This window comes from Paenibacillus sp. FSL M8-0334, assembly GCF_038000405.1.
In the GTDB taxonomy this organism is placed as follows: Bacteria; Bacillota; Bacilli; order Paenibacillales; family Paenibacillaceae; genus Paenibacillus_AQ; species Paenibacillus_AQ campinasensis.
Window position 1 is genome coordinate 1,078,133 of the sequence record NZ_JBBOCH010000001.1, and the last position, 25,004, is coordinate 1,103,136.

A 25,004-nucleotide genomic window follows, 5' to 3' on the forward strand; every position below is an offset into this window, starting at 1 on the left:
TCCTCCTTATTGATTGAAGATATCTGAATAATCCAGGTCCGTTTCTGACTCTGGCTCGGATGCAGGCGGTGGTTCGGGCAACGTCGCTTCGGGCGATTCTTCTTCTACCACGACCGGAAGGGAAGAAGGCGGCCGTTCATCTTCTCCTTTCACCGACTCTTGGTCATCCTGCTCCGGGAAACTAGGGGGCTGCGGCATTTGCTGAGCGGCATTGCTTTGCTGTGTTGCGGCCCGTTCATTCATGAGTTGTTGCTGCACGGTGACATTGCCGTACATCACCCGCATTTTGTCCGCTTCGCTCATTTCATTCAGGTTGCTTTCCAACCTTTCGCGTTGCTGACGAGCCAGCTCAGTAGAAACCTGCTCAACCAGGTTCGGGTTTTGCTCCAATAAATCCAACACCATCGGATTGGCCGGATAAGTCGCCGTCGCTGCCTCTTGCAGTCCCGGTTCGATATAGGGCACCGCGTATAATCTTGCGCCTTGCAGATAAGCATCGATGATCGCGCTTGATGTGAGCAGCAGGTCGGTTTCATTCATCTCCAGCCAAATGACGGTTCCCTCGCGATCAAGCACCTGCTTTTTGGCAAGCACAACGAAATCTTCGCCAGTCGGGAAGTTGATCCTCACATCGATATACTGTGCTTTTCCCAGATGCGACGGAAGCTGAATGATTTGAAACTCTTGTGTCCGCACATCCTTGGCAATCGGGTTGCCCTCATACAGCACAGAAGCAAGAAGCGGCATTCCCGGGCGAAGTTCAACTTTGGCGTGTTTACCGACCGCCTCTTCCTCCTTAGCGATCATTTCGGGCGAAACCAATGCGGTCGGCAGGGTCATCGCCGTGACGTCTTCCGGTTCGATCTGCTCACCGGCCGGAATGGTTCGAGCCACAGTCCATACCGTTTGCAGCGATTCTTCTTTAGTCGCTGTTAACTGTTCTATTTGCCTCTCATAATGGGCGATCACTTCCTGATGTTCCTGCTGTTGTTCAGCTTGTCTCATCAAGTGAAAAATGACAGCCGACACGAGCAAAAGAATGCCGAACAAAATGGCAGCGATCACCAGCATCTTGCGATGACGATAGATCCAAGACATGCTCACGACTCCTTTCTATACCAAATGAATTTCAACTTTCTTCCTTCTCATTGCTTTTATGCTTTGCTCGACTTCTTTTTCTTCGTTCCTCTTTAGCTGTGTTGGAACGCTCCGATTCATCTTTCGGTTCTCTGCGGTCAAAACCGGGCCTTTCTTTCATTAATCGTTCGTATTTCCGCCATTTACCTTCCGTAAAGAGCATCTCCGTCACCTCCTTGTAGGCACAAAAAAACTCCCTCGCAATGGAGAGTAAGGAATGGCTATTTTTTGTTCATGTTGCTTAAGATTATCTTCCATGTTCGCGCTGCCGCTTGCGATACCAGCTTTCAAGCAATTGGACAATAAGGTCCTCCTTTTGTTTTTCGGTGAAATTCTTAGGGAAAAAGCGATCAATGCGCTCCCGCTGAATGTGCATTTTTTCCCTCTGATTGGGCTTTTCCTCCGTCAAAATAGAGAAGATAACATCCATATTGAGCCGTCCGCCCTGACTCAGTTTCTTCATACGCAGCGCCTGCGACAAAGAGGGCGTACAGTCTTCGGACTGTATCGTTTCATAAAGGTCTTGTTGCTCTTTTTCGGCCAAATAAGACAACTCGACAGCCGGATTAAACGCGATCCGTTTTTCATCTACCATTTCAAGAATGGATGGGATCAAATGAGTCAAGCGAATATACCGCTGAATTTGATTGCGACTTTCTCCAACTTGATCTGCTAGCAGTTCATCGGAACGTTTTTGTGTCCCAACTTGGGACACATTTTCTTTACTTGGTCTGCCTGCCTGTCTTTTCATCGCCTCCAGCTTCATCTTATAAGCAAACGCCTTCTCGCTAGGCGCGATATGCTCCCTTTGCAGGTTGCTGTCCACCATAATAATGGTCGCTTGATCGTCGTCCAGTTCGCGGACGATGCAAGGCATCGTTTCCATACCCGCCAGCTCGCTCGCCTTTTTCCGCCGATGTCCGGCGACCATCTCATAACCGCCATCTGCCTTCGGACGTACTAGTCCAGGAACCAATACACCGTATTGCTTCACACTATCTGCCATTTCCAGCATCGCTTCATCCGCCTTTACTTTGAATGGATGATCGGGGAAATCGCTGATCTCTGACAACGGGATGTCCATCACTTTTTCCCGCTGTGCATCGGCGCGGCTCTCATCGGTCGAAAACAAATCATCGACTGTGGTCAGCTTGATGCTGGCGCGTCTGTCGTCTTTCTTTGCCAATACCCTTCACCTCCTTTGTAAATGCCGCATACGCTTCGGCTACTTGTCCGTTCGGATCATGCTTATAAATGCTCTTCCCCTTGGCGCTCGTTTCCGCCGCACGGATGGAAAGCGGAATTTCCGTTTGAAACACACGCAGCTTGTCTCCATAATCACGCCGAAGAACAAAGGAAATATCCTTGGCAAAGTTGGTCCGGCTGTCCACCATCGTCAGCAGCACGCCATCTACCAGCAACTTCGGGTTGATTTGGCGTCGGACACGGGAAATGGTTTGCAAAAGCTGCGTCATTCCTTTCGCCGGTAAATAATGCGCCTGAACCGGAATGATGACGCTATCAGCGGCCGCCAGTGCATTGATGGTCAACATGCCCAAGCTGGGCATACAGTCAATAAGGACATAATCATAGTCCTTTTTCACCTTGTCTATATAGGAGCGCAAGATCGTTTCCCTGCTCATTGTATTGACAAGCGAGACTTCAACAGCAGACAATTCGATGTTACCGGGCATTAGGTCAATCCCTTCGGGATGGTGCAAAATGCCTTTTTGGGGCGGATACGATTCTTCCAACATATTTTTAACGAGCAGTGTAGCCAAAGAAATTGACAAATTATCCGGTTCGCGGTAACCCAACGCATCTGTCAAATTGCCTTGTGCATCCGCATCCACTAGAAGAACCTTTTTACCTTCAGTCGCCAAGCCAATACCCAAATTAACAGCCGTAGTCGTTTTGCCGACACCGCCTTTCTGATTGGCAAGAGCAATCACCTTCGTCATTCGCTGTTCCTCCTTTCATGAAAAATGCCGGCTGCCTGAGAGGGACAACCGGCTCTTTGAAGAAATATCTATATAAAAAGAGAACGCCCCGATAAGGACGCTCTCTTGGATATTCTTGTTTTCAATTAAAAATCACTAGGTGTATCTATCCATTCCAAGTCGAGAACAATAGAAACCTCGATTTTATCGTTTAACACCTTATTCCTGTAGTCCTTTCCATTAGTCGTAAACGAAGCATACTTTGCAGAATACTGATAATTCAGTACTTCTACGTATCGTCTCGACATATTCCTATTACGCACTCCACATGACTCGTCTGCGGAAACATATCCACCGGTTGTACCCACTCGACATCATATCCGCCGTCCAGCAGCACCTTGCAGTCCTTGGCCAGGGTGGACGGATTGCAGGAGACGTAGACGAAGCGCTTCGGGCGAGTGCGCAGCACCGTCTCCAGGAAGCGCGGGTCAAGGCCCGTGCGGGGCGGATCGGCGATGATCACGTCCGGCTTCATGCCGTCCTTCACCCAGCGCGGCAGCAGCTCCTCGGCTTGGCCGACATGGAAGCTGGCATTGTCGCGGCCATTGCGGGCCGCGTTCTGCTTGGCATCCTCGACAGCTTCCGGAATGCTCTCGATGCCGCGCACCTCCTTGGCATATGGCGCAAGCCACAAGCCGATCGTTCCTGTTCCGCAGTAGGCGTCGATCACCGTCTCATTGCCGGTCAGAGCAGCGGCTGCCCTCACGGACTCATACAGCTTGACGGTCTGCTGCGGGTTAAGCTGGAAGAAGGCGCGCGGCGACAAGGAGAACTGCAGATCGCTCAGCGATTCCTCCATCGTCTCGGCTCCCCATAGCGTCATGGTCCGGTCTCCGAATATAAGCGAGGTTTTCTTCGGATTGATGTTCAGTGCAATGCCGCTCACCTCAGGCATCGACAACCGCAGCAGCCGGATGAAATCGTCCTGTCTCGGCAGCTTGCTTCCCGCAGTGACCAGCGTCACCTGAAGCTCGCCGGATTGGAAACCGTGACGCACAACAATGGTACGCACACCGTCTTTCGTTCCGTTCTCTTTATATAGAGGGATTCGCAGCTCCTCCAAGACAGACTTCACCTTTTCTACCGCTTCGTTCACCTTCGGATGCTGGATCGGGCAGCCGCTAATATCGACGATGCTGTGGCTGTCGGCTTCATACAGGCCGGCGATGACTTCTTGATCACGCCGCTTCAGCTGCAGCTGGGCTTTATTGCGGTAGTTCCACGGATGCTCCATGCCCAGCATAGGCTTGAAGCGAAAATCCTCGCGGCCCGTATACCTGCTGAACGCCTCGCGAATGATATCCGTTTTGGCCTGAAGCTGTCCTTCATAGGAGATGTGCTGAATCTGGCAGCCTCCACATACGCCAAACACCGGACAAGGCGGCTCGATCCGGTAAGGCGAGCGCTTCTCCACCTCAAGCAGGGCAGCCTTAATGAACTTGGGCTGGACCTCCTTCACTTCAGCCTTCACGACTTCGTCCGTGATCGCGCCGTCAATGAACACGGCTTTGCGGCGGAAATACCCGACGCCTTCTCCGTTGATTCCGAGACGTTTGATCGTAACGACAATGACGTCACCTGCGCGAAGCTCATCGGCATGCTCCCGTCCAGCCGGGCGCACACGCGCTTTATCCCCGCGGGAAGCAGCAGTAGAAGCGATGTTCCGTCCTTGACGGAAGTCTGCGGCAGACCCGGCCTGTCTTCCTTGACGCTTACCGACTCCAGATGAAGCCTGCCGCCCTTGAGGCGAGCCAGCTCCGATTCCGGCATGCCGCCCTTGGCGCGCGTTAGCAGATGATGCACCAGCAGTTGCGGCGCCAAGGCCCTGCGAGCGCCTGCTAGCTGCGCCGGCTCTCCCCTGGGACGTAGCCGGCCCTTTATCAGAAGACCCAGCTTTCCGCGGTTGCCGGTTGTCCGCTGGTTTCCCCTTTTTCGAATATGAGGTTCCTTTCCCACCCGACTCGCTGCCTTGCCGGCCGCTGCGGTGAGAAGATTTCGTATATTCTTTCGCTCCGCTGCGGGAGCGTTGCTCTTGATCCATCGTTATCACAATCTCCATCCTTCAAGATTATCGAGTCCACTATACCATGTCCAGCCCCTGCAATGCCATGTCCGGCCGAATTTGTGGCCAGCGCAGGCAGCGCAGCATCTTGCCCGGGTAACAGACCAGGGGGTTGGAAGGATGGAGCGTGGTCATGAAGCGCGTCGGCAGGTGTCCCATTTCCCTAAAGTGTATCCCAATCTTCCGCATATAAAAGGCCCGCCGCAGCACTTAGCCACAGGCGGGACCTTCATCCAATATAGGTTGTGCGCTTTATGTCTCAGCTCTGAACGCCAACAATCCGGTGTTCACATTGCGACACCATGCCAGGGCACGCGACGGATCGCCCGCGTCCTCTCCCCAGGTCAGCTTATAGCGGAACTCATAGAAACCGCCCACCGTTGCCTTGAAGTTGGTTTCCCAGAAGTTGTTGAGCACCCAGGCGTAGAGCACAGGAGTTCTCTTCTGCAAGCCATCGTGCCCCATAACCAGTCTCGCTTCGTGTTGAAGCGGACCGCACTGGATGAGCGGCGTATCCGGGGTGGCAATGGCAAGCCCTGCCTCAGCATCCGGCGCAACCAAAGCCAATCCCTCCTGAATGCAATAGAAATCCGACAACGTGCCGGGCAGCTGATCGATCCATGGACGAATCGGTGTGCCGCTTTTATCAAGCCAGACGCTATTCTCGGCCGAACTCGACGGCGCGCGGAACGGTAGTGCAATATAGACATTCTCCGGCTCCCATATACTGTCCTTATGCATGCGAATCGCAACTTCCACTCGTGGACGGGTATGGTGCACCGTCAACAGCACGGAGTAATGGGACATGCCTTCTATGCCATAGATCAGCTCCACCGTAGAAGATAAGGCTCCTTCAGCAATCCGTTTCGTTTCCTGCAGTTTGCCAGTATGGCGCTGAACATTCAGGCCTTTGCGGTTGCGGCCCATGACCGTCCGTGTTGCCCGCATCCGTTCCGGATTGTCAACCGGCGTCACTTCATAGATCGGTGTGAACGCCCGATGCGGATGAGAAGGATCTATCAGGTCCAGTCCGCGGACGCGGTCATGCCACTTGACGATGCCCTCACCTTCGGCCCATTCGATCCGCACATATGGTGAGGAGATGGAATGAGCGTCGATGCTGAACGCGGGGTCAAAAGTCTGGCCGCTTGCAGCCAGCGGCGGAATATCATGAACGCCATCCAGTCCCCGCAGCCGAGTATTGCTCACCCTCCCCGCGGGTGCCGGGGCTGCGCCATCATTCAGCTTAATCTCGTACATCTGCTCCGAATGCGCCGGAACAATGGCCGATATGCATACCATATACCCTCGGCTGGTAGAGACCGTTTCGTAAGGCATGATCTTGCCGGTAGCCGATTCGACAACAGTAAAGCCTTTCTTCAGCAGCTTCGACACTTCCCACTGATCCACCGGGAGCTGCACGATATCTGCAACCTCCACAGCTGCGGGATTGATCACCTTGTACGTCAGCGCGCGATTCGGGGCCATCAGCTTCTCCCCGCGCGCAACCGTGATCTGGTCAAGCGCCCGGTATATCCGCTGATGCGCTTCCGAGGCAAACTGCTCCTTCCGAGCCCCGAGCGACTGGACAAAGGGGTTCCAGGGCTCGCCGACCGAAGTGTGATAACCCCAGGTATGTTCGGCATACATCGCCAGATTGTATTCCATCTCTGTCAGCTCCGCCGCCTGAACCTGCTTCCCTTGCGGATCAAGCGCTTTCACAACGCGCAGCGTTCGCTGGGCATCCCGGAATAACTGGGTGTGCATGGCCGTTGATGCTACGCCGTCCGACCACCAGTCCGGCCAATCGCCGCGATACACGGGGATCTCCGTCCCCAATTGCGTTTCTGTTTCGCGCACCGTACGAAAGAATTCATGCAGCGTGGTCATTTCCAGCTCAATCTGGTGTCCATGCCGGCGGTTCCAGCGCTCCACAAAGTCGGTAACCTCCGCATTTGGCGGGGCATTGTCCCATATGAGGCCTGATACCATGATCGGAACGAACGGATAAGGATACCCTTCCTCCTCCAGACAGGCGACATAGGCCTGAATCCGCTGTTCGGCCACTTCCCACGCGCGTTCGTCCGCGCCGTACACATTCAACCCGTCCTCCCGCATCGAATAAGACAAGAGCGCATTCGGCGACAGGCCAAGATCATTGCCGAGATGATAATGATCCCCGTTCCAGACGAGCAGCCGCTCGCCCTTGGCGGTTTCCCACCAGAACGGCATTTGCTTGCGGCCAAGCGGGAACATGCCATGGTGGGTGTGAATGCAGGTAAACAGGTTGTCGATTCCCGCATTCAGCAGACTTTGGGCATACCCCCAGCTAAAGCCGTTGATGTCAGCATGCATGGCGCTGTCGACCTTCACCCCGATGGACTTCCCGTAATCGGTTGCCCGCCGCAATAGCCGCTCCATAATATCGGTGTCGATCAACTCCGTCATGTGCAGATAGGACCCTGACAACTCGATCCGGCCGGATGCGACCGCCGCTTCGAACCTCGCCACCCAGTCCGCACCCGCCTGTTCGAGGAAACGTTCCACTGCCCAGAACGTCTCGCATGTCCAGCGAAATCCCTGACGATCCCCAGTGCCAGCCGCCTCCGCTTCGCATAGCTCAATCGCCTGCTTGATGAAGTCCACATGGTACGCTTCAATCTTCTCCTGCCTGTCGGTATAACCGATGTCCGTATGCGAATGATGAATGACGTACATTTTAAAAGGTCGTTTCATACAATCAACTCCCATCTTATAATGGAGAACGCAGTTGCTTGCGGTAGGCCGCTGGCGGCAGCCCGCGTTTGGCTGCGAACACCTTCGTAAAATAATGCACAGACCCGAAGCCGACCTGCTCCGCGATGGCATGGGTCGTTAAATCCGTGTTTTTCAGCAAGTAATGCGCCTTCTTCAACCGTTCGCTTGTGACATAATCACCGAAGGACATGCCCGAATGGCTGCGAAAAATACGCGTCAGCTGCCTCCCTGAAATATGCAAATATTCGGCAACCTCCTCCAGACGCAGTGGGCGCGACAGATTGTCCCGGATATACAGGCTCGCCTGGCGGAACAGATGCCGGCCGCCGTCATGCTCGGCGGCACCTCCCTCATCCGGGAGATCCGCAGCGAACAGGGCCGGCAGCGAGAGCAGCAGGCTCTTCGCCAGATCCGGCGCGATCAGCCGCAGCAGCGAAGGCGACTGCTCGGCCTGCAGCCAGAGCGCTTGCCAACACAGCGCGGCCGGCGTATTCCAGGCCGACTCGGCCAGGAACGTCTCGGTGCTGGCTAGACGGCGGAACAAGGCGGTCATCTCAGGCGACGACTGCGTCTCATCCAGCTCGAAGCCTACCCACAGCAGCGCCATATCTGGCTCGCTTACGATCTGATGCCAACGGTGGGGCCGGGACAGGAAGAGTGTACCTGCCCGCAGCGGATATTCAGCCTCGTCCTCACGATACACGCCGCTGCCGTCCACGACGAAGCAAGCCTCGAAGAAGGAATGATGATGCCGCATGTTGGTATTGTGCGACAGCGAGGAGCCCCAATAGTGAATATAGAAAGCCGCATTGTCCGCTTGGATCGTGCTGACCGCCGTATTCAGCAAACGATTGCTTTCCCGGCAAGTGAGCGCGGTCAGCGCATCGCGAAATCCGTTCATCATGCTCCCCCCTTCTCCCCTGAACTGCGGTATTGTCCGAATACATAATCCTTGATTCCCCGGAACGTACTGAGCAGCGTATCGGGGCTTTTCGTTATAACCGCGTTGATGGCGCCTCTCTCCAGCTCACATGCCAGCGCCGGTACAAAGAGCGGGGATGCATTTGCGATTTGTCCTCCCAGCACGTATGCTTCCGGATTAAACGCCCGCGTATACCGCACGAGAACCGCCCCGAGCGTGTGCCCGAAGTGCTCGAACAGCGCGCAGGCGCTGCGCTCCCCCGACTCGGCAAGCGCAGCCAGCTCCTTGACGTCCAGCGTGTCAACGTCGAAGCCGAGGCTGCGGGCGCAATGCAGCATACCGCGCCTCGAGATACAATCATCCACGATGCCGTCTTCCCACGGCGCGTTGTACAGCCAGCCGTTTGCCGGTACGCCATCCCCCTCCCGGATCACGGCTCCGTCCAGAATGAACCCGGTCCCGAAGCCAGTGCCAAGGGTCATGCAGACTGCCCTCTTATAAGAGGCGGCTGCTCCGTACACCGCCTCCCCCCGGGCAAACAGATACGCATCATTTTCCATAAAAATTCGCCCAGAGCGAAACCCCATACGCACAAGCTCCGGATCATGGTCAGCCCGGTCGGCTAGCTCATCCCGTACGTTCACGCCATACAGCGCATCGAACTTGCCCAGACCTTGCAAATAACTGATGCCCGATTCATAATCGAACGGTCCCGGGAAGGCCAGCCCGATGCCCTGCACCCGTATCCCGTCCTCTCCGGCCACAGCTTTGGCCCGTACGGCCAGCTCCTTCACGGCGGCATGCAGCTGATCGAGCACCGCATCTCGCGCTCCTTGCGCGTTCGTATTCCTATACAGAAGGGTCTCTTTAGCGACCTCGCCGTTTCCCCATACCGCGGCTCCCTTAATGAAGGTGCCTCCCACGTCAAGCGCCAGCACACAATCCCGCATCGTCCTTCGCTCTCCTTCGTGCTTTCATGAATGGGCCGTTATGAACGCACAGAGGCCCTTATCGTTGCCAGTGTCTTCCCCCGCGACGGTTCGCCTGGACGGATCGTATAGACCCCCACGGCCGCAGGAATGATGAACGTCTCGGCATACCGGACGGTGAAGGGTTCGAATGCGCCAGAAGGGCTTTCCACAATGGCCTCGTCGCCTTCCACGAGGTTAAGCATGTGGACGCTTCCCTCTGTGTGGTGCTCTACCGGGACAGAGAACCAGTGCCGCCGCGTCTCGATGAATTGCGACTCATGCAGTCCGGTTCGCTCCTCCACCCAGCCATCCCCTTCGGCCACCCGTTCAATCCGGTTCACCAGCTGTTCGTCCACCCAGTTTGCCGTTCGATCCCGCGCTACATTACACTTCCCGTGCTCCAGATGTACCGGGCGCGGCTTGCCATCGAGGCCAAGGCGGCCCCAATCCCACAGCTTAAATGTAAAAATATACGGTGTAGCGCTGATCTCCAGCACCATCGCATTGCGGCCCGAGCAGTGGATGGTCCCCGCCGGTATGAGGAAGTGATCATGCTTCTTCGCAGGCATGATATGGATATAGTCTTCCGCCGCAAACGCCGCGCCCCCGCGCTGCGCCTCCTCCAGCTCCGCCATCATCCGGTCAGCATCCACCCCTTCGCGCAGACCGAGGTAGATCTTCGCGTCCGGCATAGCGTCCAGCATATAATAGCTTTCATCCTGCGTGTACGACAGGCCAAACGTTCGCTGCATATACTCTGCGGTCGGATGCACCTGCAGGCTGAGATTCTGCCCGCCCATCGTATCCAGAAAGTCGAAGCGGATCGGAAACTCCGCACCGAACCTGGCATAGACCCGCTCGCCGAGCAGCGCTTGCGGCTGAAAGAATACCAGATTGACCGCCGGAGACTCCAGGCGAATACCGCCGTATTGAAAATACAAGCTGTTCTCCTCCGGCACGCCGTCGAATGCCCAAGCGTAAGGATGTTCCCGTTCCGGCAGCCCCAGCTTCTCTTGCATCCAGTACCCTCCCCAGACGCCGGGGTCAAAATAGGGCACCAGACGAAACGGCCGCTGCGCCGTGTACGACAGGCCGAACATGAACGCATTCCAGGTCACGGCTCGCGGATCGTTCCTCCGGTTGGTATCCAAATAGTAATCAATCCGGGCCTCCTCCGCCAGCCTGCACTTCAAGCGATCCGCCGTCCGCCATTCGATGAAGTAGCCGCGCTTGTATTTGCGCAGCACATCCTCATCCTTATTGTCCGCCCGCCAGTTGCCCATCTCCTTGCTGCGGTAACGAAGCTGAATCTCCCAGCGTGCAAGATCGGCATAGACCAGCACATCCCCCTCGGCCATCAGCGAGGCGCCGAATCCAAGGACAAGGACGATGCCTGCCTCGATATCAGCAATGCGCTCACGCAGCCGGCGGACAAGGGACGGATCGTAGAAATCCTCGATCTGAAATGGCGCCATACGACCGAAGACGCGATCCTCGGTTAGATAGGGAGCCACGCGCTGCTCCAGTTCTTGCGTGGATAAGGCGGCTTCCTCCGCCTCAAACACCGCCTGCAGCGGAAGAGAAGCACCCAGACCTCGCGTCACTTCTTCTGTCCGCACACCGGGATAGCATTCGATCACAATTACGGCCTTCGTTCTTCCAGCCACGCGCCGGGCCAGCTCTTGGCCAATCTGCTCATAGCCTTGCCAGGCCTCCTGCTCGCAGTCCGGAATGACAACGACCGGTTCCTTGTTGTATTTTACAGACACCTCGCTCCCCCTTCGCGGTTTATTCCCCCTTATCGTACACGGAATCGAAGGATTCGTCTTTGTGATATCATGCCTTGTTTATTGCAATATTCGGACATGGCGGCGCAAGTTGATGATCGACGACCTCATGCAGCTTTAATCAAGCGCAGGGCGCTGCGCATTAGTTGTGTAGAGATATCAGGACACTCCGGCTGATCCTGACGTTGTTGCATCCTATCAGCCCGCACACAAAAAATCCCGCCTCCAAGGACGGGATACTTGTACTCACGATGATGGATGAATAGGATTCAATTCCTCGATAACACCTTCCTCGGACAGGACAAGCCGCCAGGCCTGGTTCATGTCCTCGATCAGCGCCTCGGGATCTTCCAGTCCGATGTATAGCCGGATGATGGACGGGTTCGTTCCACTCGTATTGCGCTCTGGCGGGGTCGTGCCAACGGTGACCAGGCTTTCGTAACCGCCCCAGCTGACGCCAATCCGGAAGTAGCCCAGCGCATCTGCCCAGCGCTTCATCGCATTCACTGGCAGCTTGGATTCAAAGGAGAACAGGCTGCTGAATCCATCCAGCTGCCTGCTCGCCAGCTCATGCTGCGGGTGTGAGCGAAGGCCCGGGTGGTTCACCCGGTTCACCAGCGGATGCTGCTCCAGATAGGACGCCACGGCGAGGCCGTTCTTCTGATGGCGTTCCATCCGCAGCGGCAACGTGCGCAGCCCGCGTATCATCAATGACGCCGTATGCGCCGTCATGATGCCGCCGAGCAGCATGTAGCCTCTGCGCTCGATCGTATCGACCAATGCATCGGCGCCAACAACGGTACCTCCGAGGCAGTCACTGTGTCCGGAGAAATATTTGGTCATTGAATGCAGCACCAGATCAATGCCCATCGTAAGCGGCCGCTGAAAGCACGGGGTTGCCCAGCTGTTATCGATCATCGTGATTACGCCAGCTTGCCGTGCAAGCTTCGCCACGCCAGCCAGATCCTGAAGTTCGAATAGGCCCGAAGTCGGGCTCTCCAGATAAATCACCTTTGTGTTCGGCTTCAGTGCGTGCTCGAAATCGGATAGCCGGCTGCCGCCAACATACGTCACCTCGATTCCGAACCGCGTCGCCAGCTCGCCAAGAAATTCCCTAGTGGGCCCGTACGCCCGCTGGACACAAATGACATGATCGCCTGTGCCAAGCAGCGCATGCAGGGTGCTTGCGATCGCTGCCATCCCGGAGGCGAAGCAGCGCGCCTTCTCTCCCTGCTCCAGCTGGGCAATTTTCCGCTCCAGAAATTGAACCGTCGGATTGTTGCCCCGGGAATATACCGTTGCAGCCAGTACATCCTCCATCGCATGATCGAACGATGCATGATCTTCAAACGCAAACAGGCTGCTTGAATACACCGGGATGCTCACCGCACCATGATGCTGCCTATCGATTGTATCGTGAGAAACCTTCGTATGCAGCTGCTCGTCAAGGCTGCTTCTCTCCATAATCCATATCCCTCTATCCGTCTATGAAATTTATACCTGATTCATGTTGACCATTAGCCTTTCTCTGCCCCCTGTGTCAAACCGTCGACGATAAACCGCTGCGCGAAAGCAAACAGAACGACTGTCGGGATGACAGACAGCACTGTTCCGGCCGACATGGCGCCCCAATCGACATCAAATTTCATAATGAAGGAGTTCATCGCCACAGGCAGCGTCTTAAGCGCTTCGGTATCAATGAACATGACCGCCATGAACAGCTCATTCCAGTTCTGAACGAACGCAAATATAAAGGTTGATGCAATCCCCGGCAGCATGACCGGAATAATGACTCTCGCCAGTGCAGACAAACGCGAGCAGCCATCAATCATCGCCGCTTCTTCCAGGCTGCTTGGAACGCGTTGAAAGAATCCCCTCAGCATAATCGTCGAGAACGGAATGAGCATCACCGTATACATGATGATTAGCGACAGCCGGGTATTAATCAGATCCATACGGGCCATCATCAAATACAATGGCGCTAGCGACACAAAGCCTGGCAGCATCTGCGTAACCAGAAAGGCAAGCATAATCTGCCGGTGGCCTCTGAATTGAAACCGGGCCATGACATAACCGCTCAGAATGGCGATGACAATCACGATTGCCGCCGCCAGCAGCGAAATCATCAGACTGTTGGCGATATAAATATGGAACTTGGATATTCTGAATATGTTCACGTAGTTATCTAGTGTAAAGCGTTCCGGCCAGTAAGTGATCGGCAAGGCGAAAATATCCTTCTGCGGCTTCAGCGACGTAATGAAGATCCAGTACAACGGAAACACCATCACAATCAGATGCAGGCCGAGAAAGAGCAATTTCAGGCCTATCGGAGCAATAGAGCGCAGCTTCATTTTAAAAATCACCCGCCTTTTCCGATTTCGTCACAAACAGGTAGAACAAGGTGTATAGCAGCAAAATGCCAATCATGATGACGCCGATAGCGGAGGCCGCGCCATAATCGCCACCGTAAATAATTTTCTCCAGCATCAGCGAGGACAGAATATGCGTCGTGCCCGCAGGTCCTCCGTTCGTGAGGCCGTAGATGATCGTCGGATCATTGAAAATCCAGATCGCCCGAAGCAGCGTGGTTGCAATAATCGTTGGCATAATATAGGGCAGTGTCACACTGAACAGCTTGCGGGCTGCACCCGCACCGTCCATGTCCGCCGCCTCGTACAAATCATGCGGAACAGATTGAAGCGCCGCCAGCAGCATAATGGCAAAAAATGCGATGCCATACCACACATTCGCCACGATAACGGACACCATCGCCCAATTCGGATCAGACAGAAACCCGATGCGCGTTTCGATCAGACCAAGCCGCAGCAGCAGGTCATTGATGACGCCAATCTGAGAATTGAACATCCATTTCCAGATCAGACCGATCAGAAAGCCCGACAGCGCCCAGGAATAAAAAATGAACCCCTGATAGACACCTCTGCCGCGAAACGGCTTACGCAGCACAAGCGCCAATGTCAGACCGATCAGAAACTGGAACACGAGCGAGAAGAACACCCAATAAGCACTGTTGCTCAGCGCCCGTATAAACTTGGCGTCCTGGAATGCGTCCGTGAAGTTGCGGAAGCCGATAAACCGGACATTCGTCAAATCATAGAGCACATAGTTCTGGAACGCCATGACTACACCTTGCAGAAAAGGATAAAACGTAAAGACAGCCAGCAATACCATCGTCAGAAGCAGGCTGAGCCATATAAACATCCGCTGGTTTCTCAATCCCATTCACCACCTTGGTCAGAACATGGCGGCCGGCCCGAACAGCCGGGCCGCGCATGTGTTCCCGCTCATTCCACCGGGCCCTTGCGTACTAGTTTTGATTCGCCTTCGCTTTTGTCCAGTATTCGTCCCACTGCTTCAGCGTATCTTCAATGGATACTTGGCCGAGCAGCATCGCTTGTCCGGATTCCATCGATACCGTTCCCCACTGCCCGTTAGCGGCATATTGGAACGGCGGTTTGAAGTTGATGAACGTATCCGGTTTATCCGTCATATCAAGCAGCGTTTTATACGGGCCAGCCTGGAAAAATTCGTCCTCCGCCGCCGACGTATGAATCGGAATCGTGCCATGGCTCTTCGACAGCGTAATATTCTCCTCCGGTGAGGATAAATACTCGATCAGCTTCCACGCCGCCTCTTTGTTCTTCGAATATGATGTGATGCCCCAGCCAGCTCCGCCAGCCGAGATGAGCGCTTTGCCGCTTGGCCCCGTCGGCATCGGCGCAGTCGCCCATGTGCCTTCGTCCATATTCTCCGTCAGCACCTGGATCACATCCGGGTCCTGAAGAATAAATGCCGTTACTCCGGAAGTGAATGCCTGCACCTGCTCCTGGAATCCCCAGGTGACCGAGTCCGGCGGCGAAGCTTCCTTGTACAGCTTCACATACAGCTCCAGTGCTTCCAGCGCCTCAGGGGAGGAGTAGATCGTACCCCCATCCTTCAGGAACATGGAATCTTCTATGTCAATGTTGTCCGCATTGTAGGTTTGAATCATCGTGTCAGGGACCGAGTTCGCTCCAGGTCCGCCCCGGAAGGAGAAGCCGTAACGGTTCTTCGCCGGATCGGTAATCGCAATCGCTGCGTTTACCAGCTCTTCATAGCTTTCCGGCACCTTGATTCCTGCTTCCTCCAGCCAATCTGCGCGATAGAACATCTGGCGCTGATAAAGGCCGTTCGGAATGAAGTAGAGCTCGTCGCCGACCGTCGCCACGGACTGGGCCGTGGATGTCATCGTAGCAAAATCGCTCCACTGCGCCGTGTACTCGCCCAGCGGCGTGACGTAGCCGTTGTTAACGAACTCGGCCACATTCAGATCGCGCACTTCGAGAATATCCAGCTCTTGCTCGGCTACCAGCATCGTCCGGATTTTGTTGTCTGCCTGATCGAACGGCGGAGAGATAAGTTCAACCGTTATGTTTGGATGATCCGCCATGAATTTATCAATGCTTGCTTGCAAGATGGATGTACGAGCAGGGCTTGTCAAACTTTCAATGATGCGAAGTGTGATGCGCTCTCCCCCGCCCCCGCTATCGCCGTTACTGCCGCTTCCTGCATTCTGCTCCTGGTCTTTGCCGCCGCAGGCCGCAATCAGGCTGACCATACAGACAATGGCAAGCGCCGTCATTACCCATTTCTTCACGTCTTTACCCCACATATTACCCCTCCCGTATCGATAGAAGTATCATACTGTCTACCTGTATGATAGGTTAAATATAAGGGAACGACGTTTACATTGTCAACAAGAATGTTAGATAATGTTTCGTCGTGTTGAATTTTGTCGAATGCTTGCGTTAGGTTACATTACATAAGAGTGACAAAGGAGATCAGGACTGCTCATATTTGCGAATCGCTTCTTCTACGATATCCATCATTTTATGGAACTCCCGCAGCGCATGCTCCGCATCATGGTTGACCAATCCTTCGAACAACGTGCGGTGAAAAGGGTAGGTGTCGTCAAACAGCTCCTTCACGCCGAATGGACCGGAGAAAAACTTGCCGTACAGCTCGGAGATTGACTCGAACACGCTGTTCAAGAGAGGATTGGCTGCCGCTTCATATATTAATTGATGAAATTCATAATCAATAGCCGCCGTATTCAGCCCTCTGCTCTTGAAGTCATCGTATTCCTCCAGGCAAGCGCGCATCTTGTCAATCATGTCACTGTCAATGTTGCGGGCGGCCAGTTCAACTGCCTTGCCTTCCAGTGCCCGGCGAACATCGAGCACATACAGCAGAAATTTCTTCTCGTTGTCGATTTTCACCGTGCCGCTGTAACGGAAGGAGCCGATATCCTTCACATAAATCCCCTTGCCGTTCACCACCTGAACAATATCCATCGCTTCCAGATAACGCAGCGCTTCACGAAGGGAGGAGCGTCCGACACCGAATAGCTGGGTCAGTTCCTCCACAGACGGAAGCTTATCGCCTTCCTGCAAGTTTTTCTCTTCAATGTATTTCTGAATCTCTTCGGCAACCAGTTCATGAACATGCCGCTTCTGTATTTTTCGGTTCATTCTCGCCATCCTTTCCACCTATCAGATAGGTGAATGATATTGGATTTCCCATCGATTGTCAACTGCATCCATATTTGACCCCTGCCTATCAGCCGCAACAGAAACGAGCTCATAAAAACATCCTGCATCTGACACAGATGCAGGATGAATTCATGAATCGCTGAGCGTTTCGGTTTATTGAATTGCAGAGACCAGCATCAACACCACGTCTCTGCGGGTTACAGCGCCATCGCCTGCCGGTGCGGCAGCTGCTTCATCGCCCGCCGCCGCAGCGATAATCGCCGCAGCTTCAGCCGCTGTCAACGTTTGCTTCGGACCGAAGGACGATCCAGCCAGCGTCTCCAGCAAGCCAGCTTCCTTCAAGGACGCTACGGCAGGCAGCGCCCAGGCTGGAATGCTGCTCTCATCCGCATAGCCTGCGGATGCTGCCGATCCGGCGATGTCGAACGCACGGCTGACCAGCACCGCAAATTCAGCACGGGTGACAGCCTGGTCCGGACGGAATGTGCCATCCTGATAACCGTTGACCAAGCCTGCGTCGGCAGCGGCCTGGATAGCGTCAGCATCCTTGTCATTCACAAGGTCTTTAAAGACGCTTTCTCCCGCTGCGCCATCCGTTGCGCCGCCAGCTTCCCCAGGAAGCGCAGCTCCCTTCAGGTCAATACTGCGTCCTTCCACAGCCGCATCCACAACATCAAGCTGCTCCAGATACTCGCGGAAGATTTCATAGTCTACAATATTCAGCTCATAGAAACGGTCAGCGTCCTTCGCTTGCTTCATCGCTCTGTAGAAGTCCCCGCCATCGGCCATGTAGGAGTTGGTAGCCACAATATAATATGCGTTAGGCTCCATATCTGTATAAGTGCCGTCCGCATTCTGGATTTGAACTTTCACGATGCGCTCGCCTTGCTGCGTTACGCTGCCGCTAACGGCGTCAATCTGTTCGCCCTGCTTCGTGGAATCATAGTAGAAGCGCATGCCCGATACTTGCGGGAAGCGTCCTTCCCCGTTTTCCACACCGCTAATACCGTTCTCCAAGGCAGCGGCGATCTCTGCACCTGTCATTTTCAGCGCCGACAAATTATTCGCAAACGGCATTGTCGTCAACAGATGCCCCAGCGTAATATCCCCGGCTGGAATCGAAGCGCGGATACCTCCAGCGTTCTGAATGGTCACGTACCCTTTTACATCGTCTTCCTGCACGAGGCTCATCACTTTGGCGCGCATGCCGTCCGCGATCAGATTGCCGAGATTCGTTTCCTGTGTACGGACATTGCTGCGCTCTCCGTCCAGCTCAACCTCGGAGCTGGCCACCACGGTTTTCTTCAATTCTTCCAGTGCCGCTGCATATTCCTGAACCTTTGCTTCAGCAGCAGCATCGCCTTGGATGAGGAAATTGCCTTCATCGTCCTTGGCATCAAGATTGATCAGCTTATAGTCCCAATCCGTCAAAACACCATTCTCGTCAAACGTCACATCCAGTTGTCCCAAATTGACGTTGTATTCACCTGTCTGTACGATCAGAGTCGGTTCAGCATCCGCATGAAACACTTCCGCTTGATCAAGCTTCGTATGGGAGTGGCCGCCAACGATAACGTCCAGGCCTTTCACCGCTTCGGCAAGCTTGCGGTCTTCAGCATATCCGAGGTGAGTCACTGCGATGATTTTGTTAACCCCGGCTGCTTCAAGCGCATTCACCTGTTTCTGAGCCGCTTCCACTTCATATTCGAATTTGATATGGTCTCCCGGGGAGGCCAGTACAGCTGTTTCCGGTGTTGTCAGACCGATGATCCCTACCTTCTCGCCTTTCACTTCCTTGATCAGGGCAGGGTAGATTTCACCGGCATTGCCTGGAGTACCGATCTCTTCATTAGCGAATCCGTTCAAGGCAGGCTCGGCGCTAAAATCAACGTTCGAGCTGACGAACGGGAACTTCGCTTCCTTCACGAATTCAGCCAGCACCTCCGGCCCGCGGTCAAATTCATGATTGCCGAAAGTCATGGCATCGTATTTCATCAAGTTCATAAAGTAAAGATCAGCAAGTCCATTATATTGATTGAAGTACAAGGTTCCGGAAAATACATCCCCGGCATCGAGCAGCAGCGTGCTGTCATTCCTTGCTTCGTTCACCGCAGTAACCCGGCGGGCTACATTGTCCAAATGAGCATGGGTGTCGTTAGTATGTAAGATACGAAGTTCAAAACCTTGGGCTTCTCCTTCTGCTGCAAAAACACTTCCCGTACCCGCCGGCAGCAGGCCAACGACCAATAGCGCAGCAATCAGAAGTTTGCCCAGTGGACGCTTGAATACATTCATGAATATAAATCCTCCCTATCAATTTATGTGGCTACCTATTAACTATAAATTTAATAGCTTTGCATGTAAATCCTCGTGTCACATCTAATCTTCTAAATTTTAGGATGCCAATGACGAAATAAATGGGGACCGGGGCAGGGATATCCACCCTGTCCCGGTCCGTTCAGCGATCAACTCGGTTCACTGAAATCTCCCGCTCCTATCGCAGGTTTCTCTTGATTCTCTCTTGTTCTCTATTCCAGAAAGTCTAGCAGTTTCAGCGTCCGATGGAGGACCAGCACGCCCTGTGCTCGCGTCACCTTGTCGAAGGATCCAAATTCGCTTCGCTGGTCGCCCTGTAGGATGCCAAGCCCTGCAAGGTAGCCGACGTCCGAGGCAGCCCACATCGGTATGAGTCCCTGATCACGGAAACGGCTCAGTGCACCGTTTGTATCCATGCCGGTGTCAGCCGCCGCTTCCTCCATGACACGAATCGCCCGGGCGGCCATAACCGCCATCTCCGCTCTCGTTAGACCCGAGTTCGGAGCGAATGCGCCTCCTGCGCCGCCTTGTACGATGCCGTATTGTACGGCCGCCGCAATTTCACCGGCGAAGCGGTCACTGCTGCGCACATCGGTGAATCCTGCGCTGCTCTTGGAAGGGGCAAGCCCCAATCCGTGGATCAGAAGCGCTGTAAACTCGGCTCTTGTCATTTCCCTTCCCGGGACAAAAGTCTCGTCGCTCATGCCGCTGACAAGCAGCCTTGATGCCAGAAGCTCGATCTCCTTTTGTGCCCAGTGACCGTTCGTGTCGGCGAAGGATTGCGTGTGCCGCAGCAGAACATACACACCCGAAGCCGCTGCGTGTCTGATCTCCACCGCCGGCTTCCCGCTGACCGTCACCCTTGACGAAGGCACAAACCGGAAGCTGTCGGTCTCCGGATCGTACAGCGCTGCGATGATGCCGCTTCCGCTCACACCGGAAGGAAGCGGAATGATCCGGCTGGCAACCGCCTTGCCGAAGCTGTCAAGCGGCTGCTCCTTCCCTTCTTCTCCAATCGCAACGCTGAATTGAAATACACCGTCTGTCAGTACCGATGCGCCGATGAACGCCGCCTTGTCCGCCACAGCAGCCGCTGTGACAGACCCTGCCGGTCCTACAGACACCTTCAGGTGAAGTCCTTCGCTTCCGCCAGACTGTGAATCAAGAGGAAGCGTGGCCAGCGGGATGCGGTAGGAGGCCAGCCCGGTCTCTACAACAAGCGCCGTCTCTTCCGCCAGCTCCAGAGCTTCGGCCAGCCGGGCTACCGGGATGTAAATATCGGCCGCGCGATTCAATTCAGCGGCGCTCACGATCAGCTCCTTCTGCTGGCGGCTTGCCACACTTTCCACCGCACGCCTCAGAGCTTCATCCTGTATCCGCACCTGATCTGTTGATGTGCCCGAAGCATCCGTCTGCGCCGTCACGAGCAGATCCTCGCCGCTTAGCACATTCGCTTCGCCAGATGGCTCATTCCCTGCCGATGGAGGGGCCGGCTGCGAGGATGGAGGCGTTGCGCTTCCGCCGCCGGAACCTCCCGATCCGCCTGTACCGCCGGAGCCGCCCGTACCAGGGCCAGGGGACGGACCGCCGTTATCGGCCGGCTTCTTCTGCTCCACAATCCGCCCTTCCACCGTCGGTGACACGGTGCCGCCAAGTCGGCTGACATGCTCCATGAAGATTTCGTAATCCGGATAGCCCAAATCTTCGTTATATTTCCCTTCGGCAATCGCTGCGGCGAAGGAGGCGTAGCCGTCTCCGCCGTTGGCAACGAAGCTGTTCGTGGCCAGACGGTAAACTTCCGTCAGGACTAGAGGTACATAAGCGTTGCCTTTTTGAATCTGGATATCGTAGACCTTATCGCCAGCCGGGGCATTCGGGTCCCACTTGAATTTCATGCCGGCAATTTGCGGGAATTTCCCCGGCAGATCCGCCAGCTTGGCGCCGCTGACCCCGTTCTCCAGCCCGTCCTTAAGCTGTTGCCCTGTGACGTCCAGCACGAACAGTGTGTTGCCAAACGGCATAACCGTGCGCAGCTCGCCCATCGTAATCTCGCCTTCATCGATGGAGGCGCGAATCCCCCCGCCGTTCATAATGGCAATATCGGCGTTTTTGATTTCCTTAGCTTTGGCCAGCATGCCGTCTGCAATCAGATTGCCGAGGTTCGTCTCCCTGGCGCGCACATGCTCCCGCTGCCCGTCGAGCGGAACCGCTGCAATGCCGATCACCTGCTTCATCAGCTCTTCGAGTTCAGCTTTATACGGCTCCAGCATTCTTGTGGCCTCCGGGTCCTCCGGAACGGTCTCGTCAACCACCAGCAACTCCCCGCTGAGCTGGCCTTCTTCCGTTAACACAACGCCTTCCTCGTTGAAGCGCAAATCCACCCGTCCGAGGAATTTGCCCCATTCGTTCGCCTGCACAATGACCGTAGGTGTCTGATGCTCCTCATCAATCACCACCTCCGGCTTCGATAACGTCGTGTGCGTATGGCCGCCAACGATAAGGTCGATGCCTTCCACCTTCTCGGCAATTTCCTTGTCTCTGGCATAGCCGATATGCGTCAGCCCGATGATGATGTTAATACCTTCAGCCTCCATCGCCGCCACAGTCTCCCGCGCAGCTTCCACCGCATCGCGGAAGTCAACGTCTTTGCCTGGACTGGAGGTTTCCTTCGTATCTTCAGTCGTCAGACCGAATACGCCCACCTTCTTGCCGTCCACCAGCAGCGTAACATATGGATACACGCCCGCGAGATCGGCTGTTTTCGGCTTCGAAACGTCGATTGCCGCCGGCGCCTTGATCAGATTGGAAATGTCCTTGTCCTTGCTCAGATCTACATTGGAGCTGACCATCGGGAATTTCGCCTGGCGGACAAAATCAGCCAGCACCTTGGTCCCCTGGTCAAATTCATGGTTACCGAAGGTCATTGCATCATAGCCCATATAGTTCATGAACATCAGGTCGGCCAGACCTAACCATTTCGTAAAATACAGATCGCCCGAGAACACATCCCCGGCATCCAGCAGCAGGCTGTTTCCGGCTTCGCTGCGCACCGCGTTGACAAGCGTGGCGCGTCTTGCCACATCTCCCAGATGCGCGTGCGTGTCATTCGTATGCATAACCGTCAGCTTCCAGCCCTCCTCGGAGGCGCCGTCTGCTACCTTGACTGCCACTTCTGCCGAGCCGTAGCCGTCGTCGCTCAGCACCGTAATGACAGCTTCCCCTTTCGATACCGGGGTAACAACACCGCTCGCATCTACTGTCGCCACACTTGCATCCGAGGATCTCCACTGCAGTCCCGGCACAGCGCCGCCAGCAGCCTCAACCTCAGCCACAAGCTGCACCGGCTGCCCGCCCGGGGAAAGCTCCAAGGATGTTCTGTCTACGGTGATTTTCGTCACCTTGAGCTCAAGAACCGCCACCGTGCCGCTTACTTCATTCGCAACGAGCAGCAGCGGCCGCCCTGTCGGGCTGTCCGAAGCCGGAATAAAATCCAGTCCCTCTGGCGCCGAATCGGATCCAAGTCCGGCTTCAAAGTCGCGCGTATTCGTATAATTCAGGAAGACCGGGCTGTACGGATCCGTCACATCATACGTCATGACGCCGCCAATGCGCTCCAGGCCGATGAAGGCCAGCACTTTCTGACCGACCTTGCCTACCTCAACATATTCCGGCTCCGGCCCCTTCTTCGTGCTTCGGTTGTCCATCTCAGGCTTGTCATTGCTGGCGTTGAAATAACGCGGAAGACGCTCGGCCGTTATTCGCTCAAAATCACTGCCGCTGTCATACACCTGAGACATATCCGCGGCATTCCAGATCGAGAACGAACGCGCCCCGTACAGATACAAGCCGTCATGACCCATATCGCTCGCGACTTCAACCTTGTCGTAAGTGCTGCCTTTATCGGCCAGGAACTGCGCTGCCGACGAGGAAGGCGACAAAGCGGCTTTCATCTCGCCGATGTCGCTCTCATTGGAGCGATCATCCCATCCGGTGGCATCCCCTTCGTTCGCGGACAGAATATACTGCTGACCGCCCACGCTGTACGAAGCGATGCCATCTGGCATATAGATGCCGTAGAATGGCGCATTTTCCAGCTTGATAGCTCCATCTCTCAGCAGATCCAGCTCATTGCCCGGCTGGCTGAAATCCTTATAACCAAGCCCGCGCACCGCCGTAATCGACTTTCCGGCGATATCGACGATCGCAATGGCATTGTTCTCCTGAAGAGATACATAAGCCGTCCCTTCATCCTCGGACAAGGCAATGAACTCCGGCTCCAGATCGAATCTGGCATCGGCTTTCGTGCCTTTGCTTCGGATCATTCCGTCTGCTTCCACCGGTCCGCGGATATGCACATCGTTGTCAATTATCGACGGATCGTCGAATTTGAGCAGATGGATCTCATCTGTCATCGTATCAATGATCGTTACGCTTCCCTCCGGATCGGGAGCATCCTCTATCCGAGGCTCCCCTTCATCCGCGGTCAGAATATAACGTCCGTCGGACGTATACTTAACCATATCCGGCTGAATGCCTGTCTCATACGAAGTGATCAGATTGCCCTCGTAATCGAGGACAAGCACCTTTCCGGCCTTGGTATGATCCTGCTCCTGCACAGCAACCGCCACCTGCTTCGTTGCCGTGCTGACATCGACGCTGGTCAAATCGCCAAAGACGAACCCGCCTGTGTTCACCAGCTCTTCTACATTCACCTGCTTGTCCTTCTTCGGAGTGCCGTCGGCCAGCAACGACACAATTTCCAGGCTTGCAGGCTGTGTCGATCCGTTCACCAGATAAAATTTATGATTATCTTTGTTGTATTTAATAATTTCGGCAACGCCGCCGTCCTTGTTCGATGTGCCCACCGCATAGTGACCTATTTTCTCAATTGTAATCTGGTCTGCTGCGATCGGATCACGCTTGCCAAGCACGCGCAGCTCATAATCCGACTGAGCCGTGTTCACGTCACGGTCCTGGACGGTCACCCGAATCAGGTACGTCCCTTCTTGCCCTGCAGCTGGCACGCCGGTGATGCTGCCCGAGTCCGGCGCGATCGACAAGCCGGATGGCAGTCCGTCTGCCGTGAACGTATACGGAGCTTGTCCGCCATATACGTCCAGTGTTACGGCATAAGCCTCTTCTTCGTAAGCTTCCGGCAGATCGCGATCGGCAAGCCCGAAATCGGCCGCCAACGCGCCGTGCTGAAGCGACTGTATGCTGCCTTCCTGCTGGGCAGTCTGGCTATTCTCCGCTGCCAATACAGCGCCCGGCGATAACAGCGAGGCTAACGTGATTTCAAAAGCCATCCATAATGAGACCACTTTCATGATCCTGTGCTTCAAAATTAGCTCCCCCTGTTCCAACTTGGAATCCATCATTCTCAAGTGTAAGGAGCGATTGTTAACAGAGCCTCAAAATTTTCGGCGAATTATGTAAAAAAAAGCCCCCCATGCAAAAAGCCGAGCCCCCGGGTTGGAACCCGGATTGGCTCGGCAGTCATGAC

The 25,004-nt window shown here is 55.0% G+C and carries 16 protein-coding genes; all 16 read right to left on the reverse strand.

Annotation, left to right across the window (positions count from 1 at the left end; all coding sequences use genetic code 11):
• Positions 1–6 precede the first annotated feature (6 nt).
• The 16 genes from MKX64_RS04770 to MKX64_RS04845 all read right to left on the reverse strand — a co-directional run bounded on the left by MKX64_RS04770 (position 7) and on the right by MKX64_RS04845 (position 24,843).
• Positions 7–1,098, reverse strand: a complete 1,092-nt coding sequence (locus MKX64_RS04770; RefSeq protein ID WP_095397609.1) for an SAF domain-containing protein — start codon at positions 1,096–1,098, stop codon at positions 7–9.
• A gap of 31 nt (positions 1,099–1,129) precedes the next feature.
• Entirely contained in the window at positions 1,130–1,300 is a 171-nt protein-coding gene (locus tag MKX64_RS04775; protein ID WP_155609868.1) for a hypothetical protein, read from the reverse strand.
• Between the two features lie 84 nt (positions 1,301–1,384).
• Positions 1,385–2,323, reverse strand: a complete 939-nt coding sequence (locus tag MKX64_RS04780) for a ParB/RepB/Spo0J family partition protein (RefSeq protein ID WP_095397610.1) — start codon at positions 2,321–2,323, stop codon at positions 1,385–1,387.
• Positions 2,271–3,098, reverse strand: coding sequence for a ParA family protein (locus MKX64_RS04785; RefSeq protein WP_095397611.1), 828 nt, complete (start codon positions 3,096–3,098; stop codon positions 2,271–2,273). Before MKX64_RS04785 ends, MKX64_RS04780 begins: the two co-directional genes overlap by 53 nt.
• A 268-nt stretch (positions 3,099–3,366) precedes the next feature.
• The gene (rlmD, locus tag MKX64_RS04790) at positions 3,367–4,899 is read right to left on the reverse strand and encodes a 23S rRNA (uracil(1939)-C(5))-methyltransferase RlmD (RefSeq protein ID WP_445670829.1); all 1,533 of its coding nucleotides are present in this window, start codon (positions 4,897–4,899) and stop codon (positions 3,367–3,369) included.
• A 552-nt stretch (positions 4,900–5,451) separates the two neighbouring features.
• Positions 5,452–7,935, reverse strand: a complete 2,484-nt coding sequence (locus tag MKX64_RS04795) for a glycoside hydrolase family 38 N-terminal domain-containing protein (protein ID WP_196426474.1) — start codon at positions 7,933–7,935, stop codon at positions 5,452–5,454.
• A 16-nt stretch (positions 7,936–7,951) separates the two neighbouring features.
• Positions 7,952–8,860, reverse strand: a complete 909-nt coding sequence (locus MKX64_RS04800) for an AraC family transcriptional regulator (protein WP_095265464.1) — start codon at positions 8,858–8,860, stop codon at positions 7,952–7,954.
• On the reverse strand, positions 8,857–9,828 hold the full coding sequence (locus MKX64_RS04805; protein WP_341035444.1) for an ROK family protein: 972 nt from the start codon (positions 9,826–9,828) through the stop codon (positions 8,857–8,859). Before MKX64_RS04805 ends, MKX64_RS04800 begins: the two co-directional genes overlap by 4 nt.
• Positions 9,829–9,866: 38 nt before the next feature.
• Entirely contained in the window at positions 9,867–11,618 is a 1,752-nt protein-coding gene (locus MKX64_RS04810; RefSeq protein ID WP_341035445.1) for a class I mannose-6-phosphate isomerase, read from the reverse strand.
• A 264-nt stretch (positions 11,619–11,882) separates the two neighbouring features.
• Positions 11,883–13,100: a trans-sulfuration enzyme family protein gene (locus MKX64_RS04815; protein WP_341035446.1), complete on the reverse strand. Its 1,218-nt coding sequence runs from the start codon at positions 13,098–13,100 to the stop codon at positions 11,883–11,885.
• A gap of 53 nt (positions 13,101–13,153) precedes the next feature.
• Entirely contained in the window at positions 13,154–13,987 is an 834-nt protein-coding gene (locus MKX64_RS04820; RefSeq protein WP_095397617.1) for a carbohydrate ABC transporter permease, read from the reverse strand.
• Position 13,988: 1 nt separating this feature from the next.
• Positions 13,989–14,870, reverse strand: a complete 882-nt coding sequence (locus MKX64_RS04825) for a carbohydrate ABC transporter permease (protein WP_255222963.1) — start codon at positions 14,868–14,870, stop codon at positions 13,989–13,991.
• 91 nt (positions 14,871–14,961) lie between these two features.
• Positions 14,962–16,305, reverse strand: a complete 1,344-nt coding sequence (locus MKX64_RS04830) for an ABC transporter substrate-binding protein (protein WP_230875861.1) — start codon at positions 16,303–16,305, stop codon at positions 14,962–14,964.
• 169 nt (positions 16,306–16,474) lie between these two features.
• Positions 16,475–17,164: a FadR/GntR family transcriptional regulator gene (locus tag MKX64_RS04835; RefSeq protein WP_095397687.1), complete on the reverse strand. Its 690-nt coding sequence runs from the start codon at positions 17,162–17,164 to the stop codon at positions 16,475–16,477.
• A gap of 174 nt (positions 17,165–17,338) precedes the next feature.
• On the reverse strand, positions 17,339–19,480 hold the full coding sequence (locus tag MKX64_RS04840; protein WP_341035447.1) for a 5'-nucleotidase C-terminal domain-containing protein: 2,142 nt from the start codon (positions 19,478–19,480) through the stop codon (positions 17,339–17,341).
• A gap of 233 nt (positions 19,481–19,713) precedes the next feature.
• Positions 19,714–24,843: a choice-of-anchor I family protein gene (locus tag MKX64_RS04845; protein ID WP_341035448.1), complete on the reverse strand. Its 5,130-nt coding sequence runs from the start codon at positions 24,841–24,843 to the stop codon at positions 19,714–19,716.
• Positions 24,844–25,004 lie beyond the last annotated feature (161 nt).

Bases quoted from the DNA above. Each gene is read 5' to 3' on its own strand.
- MKX64_RS04820 (WP_095397617.1), bottom strand. From the start codon at position 13,987: ATGAAGCTGCGCTCTATTGCTCCGATAGGCCTGAAATTGCTCTTTCTC.
- MKX64_RS04785 (WP_095397611.1), bottom strand. From the start codon at position 3,098: ATGACGAAGGTGATTGCTCTTGCCAATCAGAAAGGCGGTGTCGGCAAA.
- MKX64_RS04805 (WP_341035444.1), bottom strand. From the start codon at position 9,828: ATGCGGGATTGTGTGCTGGCGCTTGACGTGGGAGGCACCTTCATTAAG.
- MKX64_RS04840 (WP_341035447.1), bottom strand. From the start codon at position 19,480: ATGAATGTATTCAAGCGTCCACTGGGCAAACTTCTGATTGCTGCGCTA.
- MKX64_RS04770 (WP_095397609.1), bottom strand. From the start codon at position 1,098: ATGTCTTGGATCTATCGTCATCGCAAGATGCTGGTGATCGCTGCCATT.
- MKX64_RS04795 (WP_196426474.1), bottom strand. From the start codon at position 7,935: ATGAAACGACCTTTTAAAATGTACGTCATTCATCATTCGCATACGGAC.
- MKX64_RS04800 (WP_095265464.1), bottom strand. From the start codon at position 8,860: ATGATGAACGGATTTCGCGATGCGCTGACCGCGCTCACTTGCCGGGAA.
- MKX64_RS04775 (WP_155609868.1), bottom strand. From the start codon at position 1,300: ATGCTCTTTACGGAAGGTAAATGGCGGAAATACGAACGATTAATGAAA.
- MKX64_RS04815 (WP_341035446.1), bottom strand. From the start codon at position 13,100: ATGGAGAGAAGCAGCCTTGACGAGCAGCTGCATACGAAGGTTTCTCAC.
- MKX64_RS04835 (WP_095397687.1), bottom strand. From the start codon at position 17,164: ATGAACCGAAAAATACAGAAGCGGCATGTTCATGAACTGGTTGCCGAA.
- MKX64_RS04830 (WP_230875861.1), bottom strand. From the start codon at position 16,305: ATGTGGGGTAAAGACGTGAAGAAATGGGTAATGACGGCGCTTGCCATT.